We start from the raw sequence: 13,319 nt of genomic DNA, 5'->3' as shown, positions 1-13,319 counted from the left end.
CCAGTCCGCCCTGGAGGCTCGGTGCGCATCATCGCAGTGGTCACGTTCTCGCTACCGGTCGACTTCCTGCTCAGCAGCCTGATCGAGGACCGTGCGGCAGTCGTGGAACCCCTGCGGGCCTGCTTCCCGGGACTGCGGCCGGCGCCTTCGGCGCACGACGACGGGGACGATTCGGCCGACGAGCACATCGTCCTGGACTACCCGGAGCCCAACCACGCGGCGCGCATCGAGAACGCGGTCCTCGACGGGACGGTCCGCGTCCAGGACGCGGAGCTCGGGGTGGACTTCACCGCGCGCATCTACGTCAGCAGCCTGTCGATCGGCTTCGCCGTCCTCGAACTGCCGGAGTGTCCCGACGACATCGACCTCCACATCGACAAGCCGGGGCGCGGCCAGGAGCTCAGGGATCTGGAAGCCCCCTACCGCAAGGCGCTGGGCCGTCAGATCCGCATCTGGTGCGAACACATGAAGCGGACGCTGGTGCCGCTCGACGCCGTGAGCGAGCGCCAGGCCGGGGACGGGATGCTGCCGGCGGAGCGGATGCTGTGGTGGCACCGGATCCTGATCGATCCGGGCGAGAACGTGCCGGTCAGTGTGCGGGTGGGAGTGACGTGCACCCTCGGGGCCACGTCCTGCACCGTGGGCTACCTCTTCTCGCGCATCGAGGACCCGGACGAGGAGTGCCTGCAGGAGTACATCAACGGCCTGATCCTCGCCTCGCAGAACTGGCTGATCATCGACGACGCCACCCGGCTCACCTCCACTCAGCTGATGCGCATCGAAGTCGACGGCCCGGACAACCAGGCGGAGATCGACCGCCAGTACGACGAGATCCTCGACCTCACGGACAAGGCGACCTTCCGCAGTGTGATCTTCAGCGAAAGCATCCGCTACACCTCCAACTCACAGCTGACCGTGAAGAACACGGTGGACCAGGCGTGGGGCATCTCGGACGAGGGCCGCACTCTCACGGACCGGATGGCCGCCCTGCGGGAGATCTTCAACCTGCGGCGCGAGCGGGTGGCCAACCGGCGCGACGAGTTCCGTAACAAGGTGATCGTCGCCCTGACCTCGCTGACGATCGTGCAGTGCGTCTTCGTCTGGTACGACTTCTACACCGAGGACAAGGTCAAGGCCGCCCCCGAGCCGCGGCCCTTCATCGCCTTCGCCGTGCTGGCCGTGTTCATCGGGGGCCTGGTGGTCGTGCCCGTGGCGGCCGCGCTGGCGCGCCGCCTCGCCCGGCGGGTGCGCCGGTACGTCAGGCGCAGGCGGTCTTCGGTGCCCGCACCCCTGCGGCGCATCCCCGCGCAGCGTTCGGTCTCCGACGCGCCGGACCGCCGGCGCGTCGGCTGATCCGGACCGTCGGCTGATCCGGACCGTCGGCTGATCCGGACCGTCGGCTGATCCGGACCCTCGGCTGATGCGAGCCGCCGCAGCGGCTACGACCAGGGCACGTCCGGGGCGCGGTAGAAGGTGACGCCCTGGGCGTCCAGGCGCGGTGCCTGCGCGGCCAGGCGGCGGCTGTACGCGGTCCAGTCGCGGGCGGCCGCCGGGGACCAGCCCAGTTCCGCCAGGCCCAGGACGCGGGGGAAGGCCATCAGCTCCCACTCCGCGCGCGTCGTGACCGCCTCCGTCCACAGCGGGGCCTCCACGCCGAGGACGGCGGACTCCGGGACGCCGGCCAGGTAGGCCCCCGGGTTCCAGGAGTACGCGCGCTCGACCGGGACGTACCCGGCCCACGCCAGCCCCGGCTTCGTCGTCGCGTCGTACTTCATGTCCAGGTACAGCCGGTCCGCGGGCGAGAGGATCAGCGGGTGGCCCGCCTTGGCCGCCGCGGCCACCTTCGTCTTCTCCGCGGCTGTGGTCCGGTCGTGGCCCCAGTACTGGAGCACCGCCCCCGGCGCCGGCCGCGCCGCCGCCAGCTGGTGCCAGGCCACCACCGTCTTGCCGTACCGCCCCACCACGGCCTGGGCCCGGTCCATGAAGGCGGCGTAATCCGCCGCCGGCGTCGAGTGCGCCTCGTCGCCGCCGATGTGGAGGTAGCGGCCGGGCGTGAGGGCCGCGATCTCGCCGAGCACGTCGTCGACGAACGCGTACGTCCGCTCCTTGCCGACGCACAGCGAGCTGAAGCCCACCTTGACCCCGGTGTACCGGGGCGGGGCCTTCCCGTCGCAGTTCAGCTCCGCGTACGAGGCCAGGGCCGCGTTCACGTGCCCCGGCATGTCGATCTCGGGGACCACGTCCACGTACCGCTCGCCCGCGTAGGCCACCAGGTCCCGGTACTCCTCCTTCGTCCAGTGGCCGCCCGGGCCGGCGCCGACCTCGCCGACGCCGCCGTACTCGGCGAGCCTCGGCCAGGAGTCGATGGCGATGCGCCAGCCCTGGTCGTCGGTGAGGTGCACGTGCAGGGTGTTGACCTTGTACTGGGCGAGCTGGTCCACGTACCTCTTGACCTGCTCCACGCTGAAGAAGTGGCGGGCGATGTCGACCATGGCCCCGCGGTACCGGAAGCGCGGCCGGTCGGTGACCGTGCCGCCGGGCACCGTCCCGCGACCGGTCACCGGCAGCAGCTGGCGCAGGGTCTGCCCCGCGTGGAAGAGCCCCGCCGGCGTCCGTGCGGTGAGGGTGACCCCGCCGGGGCCGGACTCCAGCCGGTACCCCTCGTCCCCCAGGCCTGCGGCTTCCTCGTCGATGCCGAGGCGGATCCCGTCCCCCCGGTCGCCGTCCACCACCGGCAGCGGCAGCCCGCTGGGGCCGCGCAGCTGCTGGGCGAGGAGGTCGCCGACCCGGTGAACCTCCTCGTCGGGGCCGGCGCCGGTACGGAGGACCGTGCCCGGTCCGAGGGCATAGCCTGGGCCCGCCGCCCGTACGGAGGCTGGCGCCGGCAGCAGCGCCTCGAAGGGGGTGAGCGCGGCGGGCGGGTCGTCGGCGGGTCTGGCGTCGTCCCCGTGGGCGGCGGTGCAGGAAACGGAACCACCCAGGACGCCGAGGGCGAGGAGCGTACCGAGCGTGCGTCGCAGTCGCAGGACTCTCATGGCCCAGGTATAGGCCAACTGGCCCGTCCAGGACGGTGGGAGAATCGCCGGATGGCGGAAATCATCCAGAAGGACGGCACTTGGAGCTTCGACGGGGACGCGGTGCGCATCGTGCCGGGCCGCGACAAGGGGGTGGCGCTGCTGCGGCAGACCCTCGGCGAGGTGGTCGTACCGCTGCACGCGCTCGCGGGGATCTCCTACGAGCCGAGCCGCAAGGCGGGCCGGCTGCGCCTGCGTCTGCGTGAGGGCGCCGACCCGCTGCTCCAGGTGACGGGCGGGCGGCTGCCGGAGGCCTGCGACCCGTACCGGCTGACCGTGGAGGCGGACCGCAGCGGGGTCGCCGAGTACTTCGTGGAGGAGGTGCGCACCGCCCTGCTGCTGGACCAGGTGGACCCCGGCCCGGTGGACCGGTACCTGCTGCCGGGGCCGGCCGTACCGATCGCGGTGGGCGCGGGCGACGGGACGGTGTCCTTCGACGGCGACCGGGTGGCCCTGGAGTGGAACTGGACCACGGAGGAGGCCAAGCGCTCCGGCGGGCCGCGGGAATTTCGGGTCGCGGACCTGCGGACGGTGGAGTGGTCGCCGTCGAAGGGGCTGGAGAACGGCTGGCTGCGGTTCACGCCGGCAGGCGCCCCGCCGGCACCGGCGCCCAAGTACGACCCGCACACGGTGGAGCTCTTCGGCTTCAAGAAGGACCCTCTGATGGCCCTCGTAGCGGCGGCCGTGGCCGTACGGATGCCCCACCCGGCGGCGCCGCAGGAGGGCCCGGCCGACGCGGCCGGCGACGCTGCCGGGAAGCTCGGCGCGGCGGCCGCCCCCGGCGAGGACCACGACGCCTTGCTCAGGCGGCTGCGGGAGCTGGGCGATCTCCACCAGGCGGGTGTCCTGACGGCCGAGGAGTTCACGGCGGCGAAACAGGCCGTTTTGCGGTGTTTCTAACCGGACCGACCCATTCCTGTGGTCCAGACCAGGGCCATCCTGCCCGGATTCGGGCAGAATCTTTGCTTTCAACGCCTGAAGCCGCCAGTATCTACGGGTGCTCGATCGCCGCCCGTCGCATGACGACCTCGTCGACCACCTGGTGCGCAGCACCTCGCTGCAGCGAGGCGAAGCCGCCCGGGTGGTGCTCGACGTGCTCGCGTACTTCGACGAGACGACCGAGGAGTTCGTCCGCCGACGCCACCGGGAGATGCAAGCCGGCGGAGCGGTGAACGCGGAGATCTTCGAGCGGATCGCGGCCGAGCTGCCGCACCGCGCGGTGGCGCCTGCGGACCTCTCGCTGCGGCAGCTGCGCCGCATCGTCTACGGCTGATCCGGCGCCGCACCCGCGGCCGCGAACGAGCACTATGAACCGAACTTCAGGAGGGGCTAAACCGTATGTGCGGAATCGTCGGTTACATCGGCAAGCGTGACGTCGCACCGCTGCTGCTGGAGGGTCTGCAGCGGCTGGAGTACCGCGGATACGACTCCGCGGGCATCGTCGTGAACAGCCCCAAGGCCGCCGCCCTCAAGGTGGTCAAGGCCAAGGGCCGGGTCCGCGAGCTGGAGTCCCGCGTTCCCAAGCGCTTCGCCGGCACCACCGGCATCGCCCACACCCGCTGGGCCACCCACGGCGCCCCGAGCGACATCAACTCGCACCCGCACCTCGACGCCGACAACAAGGTCGCCGTCGTGCACAACGGCATCGTCGACAACGCCTCCGAGCTGCGCGCCAAGCTGGAGGCCGACGGCGTCGTCTTCGTCTCGGAGACGGACACCGAGGTGATCGTCCACCTGATCGCCCGCTCGGTGGCCGACTCCCTGGAGGAGAAGGTGCGCGAGGCCGTCAAGGCGATCGAGGGCACCTACGGCATCGCCGTCATGCACGCCGACTTCCCCGACCGCATCGTCGTCGCCCGCAACGGCTCCCCCGTCGTCCTGGGCATCGGCGAGAAGGAGATGTTCGTCGCCTCGGACGTCGCCGCCCTGGTCGCCCACACCCGCCAGGTCGTCACCCTCGACGACGGCGAGATGGCCACCCTGAAGGCCGACGACTTCCGCACCTACACCACCAGCGGTGCCACCACCACCGCCACGCCGGAGACCGTGGAGTGGGAGGCCGCCTCCTACGACATGGGCGGTCACGACACCTACATGCACAAGGAGATCTCCGAGCAGCCCGACGCGGTCGACCGCGTGCTGCGCGGCCGGATCGACGACCGCTTCAACACCGTCCACCTGGGCGGCCTGAACCTGGACCCGCGCGAGGCGCGCGGCATCCGCCGGGTCAAGATCCTTGGCTGCGGCACCTCGTACCACGCGGGCCTCATCGGCGCCGGCCTCATCGAGGGCATGGCCCGCATCCCCGCGGACGCCGAGCCGGCCTCGGAGTTTCGCTACCGCAACCCGGTCGTGGACCCCGACACCCTCTACATCGCGGTCTCGCAGTCCGGTGAGACCTACGACGTCCTCGCGGCCGTCCAGGAGCTCAAGCGCAAGGGCGCCCGCGTCCTCGGCGTCGTCAACGTGGTCGGCTCCGCGATCGCCCGCGAGGCCGACGGCGGCGTGTACGTGCACGCCGGTCCCGAGGTCTGCGTCGTCTCCACCAAGTGCTTCACCAACACGGTCGTGGCCTTCGCGCTGCTCGCCGTGCACCTGGGGCGCATCCGGGACCTCTCGGTCACCGACGGCAAGCGGATCATCGAGGGCCTGCGCAAGCTGCCCGCGCAGATCCAGGAGATCCTCGACGGCGAAGAGGACATCAAGAAGCTGGCGGCCGAGTTCGCCGAGGCCAAGTCGATGATGTTCATCGGCCGGGTGCGCGGCTACCCGGTGGCGCTGGAGGCCTCCCTCAAGCTGAAGGAGATCTCCTACATCCACGCCGAGGCCTACCCGGCCTCCGAGCTCAAGCACGGTCCGCTCGCGCTGATCGAGCCCTCGCTGCCGACGGTCGCCATCGTCCCGGACGACGACCTGCTGGAGAAGAACCGTGCGGCGCTGGAGGAGATCAAGGCCCGCAGCGGCCGGATCCTCGCGGTGGCGCACCGCGAGCAGGAGAAGGCGGACCACACCATCGTGGTGCCGAAGAACGAGGACGAGCTCGACCCGATCCTGATGGGCATCCCGCTCCAGCTGCTGGCGTACCACACGGCCCTGGCCATGGGCCGGGACATCGACAAGCCGCGGAACCTGGCGAAGTCGGTCACGGTCGAGTAGTCACGGCCCGTCCCCAGGAGTCCTCCCAGGAGTCCTCAGACGAGCCCTCACATGAGCCGACCCCCGTGCGCCGTGCGCACGGGGGTCGGCTCATGTGGCGCTCAGCCCGCGGCGACCGCGCCGCGGCGGCTCTTGCCCAGGGCCATCGGCCAGTGCGCGAGGGCCGCGGTGGCCCCGTACCAGGCCAGCAGTCCGGACACGGCGGCCACCCAGCCGGCGACCTTGGCCAGCCCGCCGCTGTCGGCGAACGCGCCGACCGCCAGCAGGACCAGGGACAGGGTCAGCAGGGCGTAGACGCCCTGGCCGAACACACCGCTCGCGGCGGCGACCGTGAGGCTCAGCGCGAGCATCGCGAACAGGACAAGAAACGTTCCGGCGGCTTCGTCGGAGACCGAGCCCCCCGCGCCCTTGGCCCACGTGAACCAGAAGATGCCGAGGCCCGCGAACGCGGTGCCGTTGAACCCGTTGCCGCCGCGGTACTCGAGGAGCCCGAGGAGGAAGAGGGCGGCGCCGCCGACGTACATCGCGAGCGACACGGAGTTGGCAGCGGTCACACCGTCGATGACACCGGTGTGGCCGATACCGAATGCGAGAAGGGTCAGACCCAGGGCTATGTGCCCGAGGGTCGAAGTCGAGGCCGTGCTTCCCGCAGAGACACCATTGTCCACGGCGGGCTCCCTTCGATCTGCAGTTGTTTGCTGCGTCCCAGCAGCATTTATCTACCCTTTACACGGGGGCACAACCGCACAATCGGTTAACAAGCAGTTACGGAATGACAACGACCGGTCGCTGTGCGCGCTTGGCCAAGCGTCCGGCCACCGAGCCGAAGATCCGCCCCACGATCCCGTGCGTGGATCCGACCACGATGGCGTCGGCCGAATACTCCCGGCCGACCTCCTCCAGCTCATGGCAGATGTCACCACCGCGCTCGACCAGGATCCACGGCACTTCGGCCAGGTAGTCCGCGCAGGCCAGTTCCAGCCCGAGCACCTCGGTGCGGTGGTCGGGCACGTCCACGAACACCGGCGGCTCGCACCCGGCCCACACGGTCGTGGGCAGCCGGTTCGCGACATGGACGATGATCAGACCGGAGCCGGAGCGGCGGGCCATGCCGATCGCGTACGCGAGGGCGCGCTCACTGGACGTGGATCCGTCGAATCCCACCACGACCCCGTGCCGGAAGGCCGGGTCGCAGGGCATGCGCGTCTGTTCCACCGCGCGCAGGTCGGCGGCCGACGCGGGGTCGGCGGCGAGGCGTTTGCGCTTGCGGTCCGCGGGTTCGGAGAATTCGTGACCGGCCATGGGTGTCTCGGTGAAGAGGTCCTTGGAGGAAGGAACAGGGGGCGAAAGCGGCGACGCTGGGTGACGGAGCTCTGTCCGGGAAGCATCTTCCCAAGCCCATACCCCCCAGGGTACGGCGACACTCCTGTCCTGCACAGGGCTTGCCGCCCTTGGAGAGCGTCCCAGGGAGCATGCCGGAGCGCGCGCTGCTTGGCAATGGCCGCTGCCCCCTACAGGCAGTGACGAGACGGGGGTTTCGCCACCCGTGCGCGCAGTGACCGAGCCCCGCCGCGCGGCGTTGGACACGAGTCCGACCTCCAGGTAAGAGCCCGCAGGGAGCACGCCGTGCCCGGTCATCCGGTTCACCCCGTCCAGCCAGCTCAGCCGACGCAGTCCGCCCGGTCCATCCGGTCCGGCCGGTCCGGGACCCCCCCTTTCACCACTTCCGGCCGTCCGGCCCTTCACTCGTCCGTGCAGCCCGCCGGGCGGCCCGCGGACGACCCGGCGGGCGACGTCGTGCGCTGGGCCGCCTTCAGCTGCCTGCTCGTCCCGGTGGTCCTCGTCGTCTACGGGACCTCCTTCGGTGGGGCCGCCGTCGCGACCCTCGGCCTGCTCGCCGTCACGGCCGCGTGCCGGGTCCTGCTGCGCCACTCGGAGAGGACGCGGCAGGCCGAGGCCCGGGTGCGGCCGGAGCAGCGGGAGGCGCCCGGCCACCGCGGTCGGCACTCGCGCGGCGGGGCCGGAAACCGGCGCGGCTGCCAGGGGTCCGGCCCCGCCCGCCCGCACGACTGACTCATTCGCACATCCACACCCGCACGTTTTCGGCCAACTTCCCGGCAGGGTGCCCTCCTTGCCGGAATGTCCCCCCTTGCCCGTCATCACCAGCGATGACGGACCTCGGGGGGCGTTTTGGCCGTACGGGTACTGGCCACGGGCGGCCGACGCACATCTCGATCGGGTAGCGGAGCGGAACGGATCCTGATCGAATGCTTTTCGCCAAGTTGAGAAGTCGACATAGCGCTGCGTGCTGAACTTGTCACGCCGACACCACGGGACGCAGTAGATTCGATCATGTATTTACGGCGGGGGATCCACGTGCAAGGCCGAGGGGAAACGTGCAGGTGCGACCAGACCAAGGAGTCGCGACACCCAAGGGGGGCTTAGCGCCATGAGCCAGGATTCCACCGCAGTCATCGCTGACGCGGGCAGGAAGCTCGCGGGGCGTCGCCGCAGGGAGATCGTCGCGGTGCTGCTCTTCAGCGGCGGACCGATCTTCGAGAGCTCCATTCCACTTTCCGTGTTCGGCATTGACCGGCAGGACGCGGGAGTTCCACGCTATCGACTGCTCGTGTGCGCCGGTGAGGACGGTCCGCTGCGGACCACCGGCGGACTCGAACTGACCGCGCCATACGGGTTGGAGGCGATCGCCCGGGCAGGCACGGTCGTCGTGCCCGCCTGGCGTTCCATCACCTCACCGCCGCCGCCGGAGGCGCTCGACGCGCTGCGTCTGGCGCACGAGGAGGGGGCCCGGATCGTCGGACTGTGCACGGGGGCCTTCGTGCTCGCCGCCGCCGGTCTGCTGGACGGCCGGCCCGCGACGACGCACTGGATGTACGCGCCGACGCTGGCCAAGCGGTACCCGTCCGTCCACGTCGATCCGCGCGAACTGTTCGTCGACGACGGCGACGTGCTCACGTCCGCGGGCACCGCGGCCGGAATCGACCTGTGCCTGCACATCGTGCGCACGGACCACGGCAGCGAGGCGGCCGGGGCCCTGGCCCGCCGGCTCGTCGTCCCGCCGCGCCGCACCGGCGGCCAGGAGCGCTATCTCGACCGGTCGCTGCCGGAGGAGATCGGCGCCGACCCGCTGGCCGAGGTCGTCGCCTGGGCGTTGGAGCACCTCCACGAGCAGTTCGACGTGGAGACCCTGGCGGCCCGTGCGTACATGAGCCGGCGCACCTTCGACCGCCGGTTCCGCTCGCTCACCGGCAGCGCGCCGCTGCAGTGGCTGATCACCCAGCGGGTGCTCCAGGCGCAGCGGCTGCTGGAGACCTCGGACTACTCGGTCGACGAGGTCGCCGGACGCTGCGGGTTCCGCTCGCCGGTGGCCCTGCGCGGTCACTTCCGGCGGCAGCTGGGGTCCTCCCCGGCCGCCTACCGCTCCGCCTACCGGGCACGCCGGCCGCAGGCCGACGTGGCGCAGGCGGCCGAGATGAACTCGGGTCCGGTTCCGCACCAGCGCACTCCGCAGCCGCATCGGGCGGCGGCGGCTCTGGCCGCGGCCGGCCCCACCGTCACCGAGCTGTACGGCCCGGGGCGTGTCCTGCGGGAACACGCGTAGCTCCCGCGAGGGGCAGGGCAGGCGAAGGTCCTCCACCGGTCACCGCCGATGGGGGACCTTCCGCATATGCGGTCCGGCCCCCGAGCGACCGCATAAGGTGGGACACATGAACGATCGCATGGTGTGGATCGACTGCGAGATGACCGGGCTCTCGTTGACGGACGACGCACTTATCGAGGTGGCCGCACTGGTCACCGACTCGGAGCTCAATGTGCTCGGCGAAGGCGTGGACATCGTGATCCGCCCGCCGGACGCGGCCCTGGAGACCATGCCCGACGTGGTGCGCGAGATGCACACCGCCTCCGGACTGCTCGACGAACTGGCCGGCGGCACCACCCTCGCCGATGCCGAGGCGCAGGTCCTGGCCTACGTACGGGAGCACGTGAAGGAGCCCGGCAAGGCCCCGCTCTGCGGGAACTCGGTCGGCACCGACCGCGGCTTCCTGCTGCGCGACATGGCGGCGCTGGAGAGCTACCTGCACTACCGGATCGTGGACGTGTCCTCGGTCAAGGAGCTCGCGCGCCGCTGGTACCCGCGGGCGTACTTCAACAGCCCGCCGAAGAACGGCAACCACCGGGCGCTGGCGGACATCAAGGACTCCATCACCGAGCTGCGCTACTACCGGGAGGCGGTCTTCGTGCCGCGGCCCGGGCCCGACTCGGACACCGCCCGCACCATCGCCGCCAAGCACACTTCTCCCGGCGCCTAGCGGGGGTCTCGCCCTACCGGGGAGGGGGGCGGGGAAACGGGGGAGCGAGCACCCTCCCGGACCCTGTACCCTTTTCTTCGGCCGGTCGGTTTTCCGACCGGACATGGTGGGTGTAGCTCAGTTGGTAGAGCACCTGGTTGTGGTCCAGGTGGCCGCGGGTTCAAGTCCCGTCACTCACCCTGCGAGAAGGCCCCGGCCGCGAAAGCGGCCGTGGCCTTCTGCATGTCCTACGAGGATTCGCGGACCACCAGCCGGTTGGGCAGGACGACGGCGGTCCCGTCCGGCTCCCCGCCGTCTTCCCGGTGGCCGGCGATGTGCTCCAGCAGCACCTGGGCCATGGTCCGGCCCATCTCCTCGATCGGCTGGCGGACGCTGGTCAGCGGCGGGTCCATGTGCCGGGCCACCACCGAGTCGTCGAAGCCGACCAGCGCCACGTCCTGCGGGATGCGGCGGCCGGCCGCTCGCAGTTCCCGCCGGGCGCCCGCCGCCATGACGTCCGAGGCGGCGAAGACCGCGTCGAGGCCGGGGCGGCGCTCCAGCAGCTCGCGCATGGCCCGGCGGCCGCCGTCCTCGGTGAAGTCGCCGACCGCGATCAGCTGCTCGTCGACGGGGTGTCCGGCGGCGGCCAGGGCCTGCCGGTAGCCGTCGAGGCGGCACTGGGCCCCGTACACGTCCTGCGGGCCGGCGATCGTGGCCAGGGTGCGCCGGCCCCGTTCGAGGAGGTGGCGTACGGCCTCGGCCGCGCCCGCCAAGTTGTCTGAGTCCACGCAGGGCAGGGTCTCGGCGGCGGAGCGCCGGCCGCTGATCACCGTCGGGATGCCGAGCTCGGCGAGCAGCTCGGGCAGCGGGTCCCCGGCGTGCACGGAGACGAGCAGCACCCCGTCGACGCGGTGCCCGGACAGGTACTGGGCCAGGCGGCGGCGCTCGCGGTCGCTGCCCGCCAGGGTGAGGACGAGCTGCACGTCGGTCTCGGCGAGGGCGGCGCCGACCCCGCGGACCACCTCGGAGAAGTACGGCTCGGCGAAGAAGCGCGCCTCGGGCTCGGGGATCACGAGGGCGATGGCGTCGGTGCGGTTGGCGGCGAGCGCCCGGGCCGCACGGTTGGGGACGTACCCCAGCTCGGCGACGGCCGCCTCGACGGCGGCCCTGGTGTGCTCGCTGACCTTGGAGGATCCGTTGATCACCCGGGAGACCGTGCCGCGTCCGACTCCGGCGCGCGCCGCGACCTCCTCCAGGGTCGGTCGTCCCCCACTGCGCCCGTACCCGTTCATGGCTTCCTCCCGGTTGTGAATCTACCTCTTGACGACTGTGGGAGCGCTCCCACACTGTGTCACACGACACCCCGGCACGTTTGCGTCCTTCAGGGAGGAAGCCCATGCGAGCCCAGATACAGGCCCGATCGCAAGGCCGAACACGAGCGCGAGCAGGCGCCCGAAGAAGTTTCGTCACCACCGTCACGGCGATCGGGGCCGCGGCCCTGCTGCTCGCGGGATGCGCCGAGGACCCGAAGGAGAGCTCCGGCAAGGGCGACCCGACCGGTGACGGCAAGGCGAAGACCACCCTCACCGTCGGGGTCTTCGGGGCCTTCGGCCTCCAGGAGGCCGGGCTCTACGACGAGTACATGGCGCAGAATCCCGGGATCCGCATCGAGCAGACCTCCATCGAGCGCAACGAGAACTACTACCCCCAGCTCCTGACCCACCTGGGCACGGGCAGCGGGCTCGCCGACATCCAGGCCGTCGAGGTCAACAACATCGCGGAGATCACCGCCACCCAGGCCGACAAGCTGGTGGACCTGGGCAAGGCCCCCGGCGTGGACAAGGCCGCGTACCTGCCGTGGAAGTGGGCGCAGGGCACGGCGAGCGCGGCGAAGGGCGGGGCCACGGTCGGCCTCGGCACCGACATCGGCCCGCAGGGCATCTGCTACCGCAAGGACCTCTTCGAGGCGGCCGGGCTGCCCAGTGACCGGGCGGCGGTCGGGGCGCTGTGGGCGGGCGACTGGAACAAGTACCTGGAGGCGGGCAAGGCGTACAAGGCGAAGGCCGGCGACGGCAAGGCCTTCGTCGACTCCGCCTCGGGTGTGATGACGGCGGTCACCGGGGGCAGCGCGCAGCGGTTCTACGACGAGCAGGGCCAGGTCGTCTACAAGACGAACCCGGCGGTGCGCGGGGCCTTCGACCTGGCGGCCTCCTTCGCCACCGAGGGGCTGAGCGCCAAGCTCCAGCAGTTCACCCCGGCCTGGGACCAGGGCTTCTCCAACGGCTCGTTCGCGACGGTCTCCTGCCCGGCCTGGATGCTCGGCTACATCCAGGACAAGGCGGGTCCGGCGGGTAAGGACAAGTGGGACGTGGCGCAGGCGCCGAAGCCCAGCAACTGGGGCGGCTCCTTCCTGGTGGTGCCGAAGGCGGGCAAGCACGCCGAGGAGGCGGCGAAGCTGGCGGCCTGGCTGACGGCTCCGGCGCAGCAGGCCAAGCTCTTCGAGAAGCGCGGCAGTTTCCCGAGCGCGAGCGCCGCGTACAAGCTGCCGGCGGTGTCGGGCGCGAAGCACGAGTACTTCGGCGGGGCCCCGATCGGGGAGATCTTCGCGAAGGCGGCCGAGGGGGTGCCGGTGACGGTGGTCGGCCCCAAGGACCTGGTCATCGCGCAGAACCTGGCGGACATCGGGATGCTCCAGGTCGACCAGAAGGGCCGCTCGCCGCAGGAGGGCTGGGAGGCCGCGGTGAAGGCGATCGACAACGCCCTGGACCGGTGAGGCGGC

At 71.3% G+C, this 13,319-nt stretch carries 12 protein-coding genes and 1 tRNA gene; 9 read left to right on the top strand and 4 right to left on the bottom strand.

The features are described from left to right. The first annotated feature begins 21 nt into the window (after positions 1 to 21). Positions 22 to 1,353 carry a hypothetical protein gene (locus AC07DU_RS16545; protein ID WP_479111980.1) on the top strand — a complete coding sequence of 444 codons (1,332 nt, stop codon included), beginning with the start codon at positions 22 to 24 and terminating at the stop codon, positions 1,351 to 1,353. A gap of 86 nt (positions 1,354 to 1,439) precedes the next feature. Here the strand turns inward: AC07DU_RS16545 and AC07DU_RS16540 are convergent, their stop codons facing one another. Further along, positions 1,440 to 3,035 (bottom strand): beta-N-acetylhexosaminidase, encoded by a 1,596-nt coding sequence (locus AC07DU_RS16540; protein WP_479111978.1) that lies wholly within the window; start codon positions 3,033 to 3,035, stop codon positions 1,440 to 1,442. A 51-nt stretch (positions 3,036 to 3,086) separates the two neighbouring features. Between AC07DU_RS16540 and AC07DU_RS16535 the strand changes: the two genes are divergently transcribed. From AC07DU_RS16535 to glmS, 3 genes are all read left to right on the top strand, one after another. After that, positions 3,087 to 3,974: a DUF4429 domain-containing protein gene (locus AC07DU_RS16535; protein WP_479111976.1), complete on the top strand. Its 888-nt coding sequence runs from the start codon at positions 3,087 to 3,089 to the stop codon at positions 3,972 to 3,974. Positions 3,975 to 4,071: 97 nt separating this feature from the next. Continuing rightward, complete coding sequence (locus tag AC07DU_RS16530) at positions 4,072 to 4,347, top strand: hypothetical protein (protein ID WP_360898023.1); 276 nt, start codon at positions 4,072 to 4,074, stop codon at positions 4,345 to 4,347. Between the two features lie 65 nt (positions 4,348 to 4,412). Continuing rightward, positions 4,413 to 6,230: a glutamine--fructose-6-phosphate transaminase (isomerizing) gene (gene glmS / locus AC07DU_RS16525; protein WP_360898025.1), complete on the top strand. Its 1,818-nt coding sequence runs from the start codon at positions 4,413 to 4,415 to the stop codon at positions 6,228 to 6,230. Positions 6,231 to 6,331: 101 nt separating this feature from the next. Here the strand turns inward: glmS and AC07DU_RS16520 are convergent, their stop codons facing one another. Both AC07DU_RS16520 and AC07DU_RS16515 read right to left on the bottom strand, forming a co-directional pair. Further along, positions 6,332 to 6,898 carry an acetate uptake transporter gene (locus AC07DU_RS16520; RefSeq protein ID WP_360898027.1) on the bottom strand — a complete coding sequence of 189 codons (567 nt, stop codon included), beginning with the start codon at positions 6,896 to 6,898 and terminating at the stop codon, positions 6,332 to 6,334. 97 nt (positions 6,899 to 6,995) lie between these two features. After that, positions 6,996 to 7,532: a universal stress protein gene (locus AC07DU_RS16515; RefSeq protein ID WP_453375160.1), complete on the bottom strand. Its 537-nt coding sequence runs from the start codon at positions 7,530 to 7,532 to the stop codon at positions 6,996 to 6,998. A gap of 450 nt (positions 7,533 to 7,982) precedes the next feature. Between AC07DU_RS16515 and AC07DU_RS16510 the strand changes: the two genes are divergently transcribed. From AC07DU_RS16510 to AC07DU_RS16495, 4 genes are all read left to right on the top strand, one after another. Then, entirely contained in the window at positions 7,983 to 8,303 is a 321-nt protein-coding gene (locus tag AC07DU_RS16510) for a hypothetical protein (RefSeq protein WP_453375161.1), read from the top strand. Between the two features lie 376 nt (positions 8,304 to 8,679). After that, positions 8,680 to 9,852: a helix-turn-helix domain-containing protein gene (locus tag AC07DU_RS16505; RefSeq protein ID WP_360898033.1), complete on the top strand. Its 1,173-nt coding sequence runs from the start codon at positions 8,680 to 8,682 to the stop codon at positions 9,850 to 9,852. 106 nt (positions 9,853 to 9,958) lie between these two features. After that, positions 9,959 to 10,561 (top strand): oligoribonuclease, encoded by a 603-nt coding sequence (orn, locus tag AC07DU_RS16500; RefSeq protein WP_479111974.1) that lies wholly within the window; start codon positions 9,959 to 9,961, stop codon positions 10,559 to 10,561. A 106-nt stretch (positions 10,562 to 10,667) separates the two neighbouring features. After that, positions 10,668 to 10,740 (top strand) — tRNA-His (locus AC07DU_RS16495). A gap of 48 nt (positions 10,741 to 10,788) precedes the next feature. Here AC07DU_RS16495 and AC07DU_RS16490 read toward each other — a convergent pair. Next, entirely contained in the window at positions 10,789 to 11,832 is a 1,044-nt protein-coding gene (locus AC07DU_RS16490) for a LacI family DNA-binding transcriptional regulator (RefSeq protein ID WP_479111972.1), read from the bottom strand. A gap of 104 nt (positions 11,833 to 11,936) precedes the next feature. Here AC07DU_RS16490 and AC07DU_RS16485 point away from each other — a divergent pair, with 104 nt between their 5' ends. Beyond that, positions 11,937 to 13,313 (top strand): ABC transporter substrate-binding protein, encoded by a 1,377-nt coding sequence (locus AC07DU_RS16485; RefSeq protein WP_360898039.1) that lies wholly within the window; start codon positions 11,937 to 11,939, stop codon positions 13,311 to 13,313. Positions 13,314 to 13,319 lie beyond the last annotated feature (6 nt).

The organism is Streptomyces sp. NPDC045695, from assembly GCF_056432025.1.
Note: the sequence above shows the minus strand (reverse complement) of the source record. Positions and strands in the feature narration are given on the sequence as shown.

Bases quoted from the DNA above. Each gene is read 5' to 3' on its own strand.
- AC07DU_RS16515 (WP_453375160.1), bottom strand. From the start codon at position 7,532: ATGGCCGGTCACGAATTCTCCGAACCCGCGGACCGCAAGCGCAAACGC.
- AC07DU_RS16485 (WP_360898039.1), top strand. From the start codon at position 11,937: ATGCGAGCCCAGATACAGGCCCGATCGCAAGGCCGAACACGAGCGCGA.
- AC07DU_RS16535 (WP_479111976.1), top strand. From the start codon at position 3,087: ATGGCGGAAATCATCCAGAAGGACGGCACTTGGAGCTTCGACGGGGAC.
- glmS (WP_360898025.1), top strand. From the start codon at position 4,413: ATGTGCGGAATCGTCGGTTACATCGGCAAGCGTGACGTCGCACCGCTG.
- orn (WP_479111974.1), top strand. From the start codon at position 9,959: ATGAACGATCGCATGGTGTGGATCGACTGCGAGATGACCGGGCTCTCG.
- AC07DU_RS16505 (WP_360898033.1), top strand. From the start codon at position 8,680: ATGAGCCAGGATTCCACCGCAGTCATCGCTGACGCGGGCAGGAAGCTC.
- AC07DU_RS16540 (WP_479111978.1), bottom strand. From the start codon at position 3,035: ATGAGAGTCCTGCGACTGCGACGCACGCTCGGTACGCTCCTCGCCCTC.
- AC07DU_RS16490 (WP_479111972.1), bottom strand. From the start codon at position 11,832: ATGAACGGGTACGGGCGCAGTGGGGGACGACCGACCCTGGAGGAGGTC.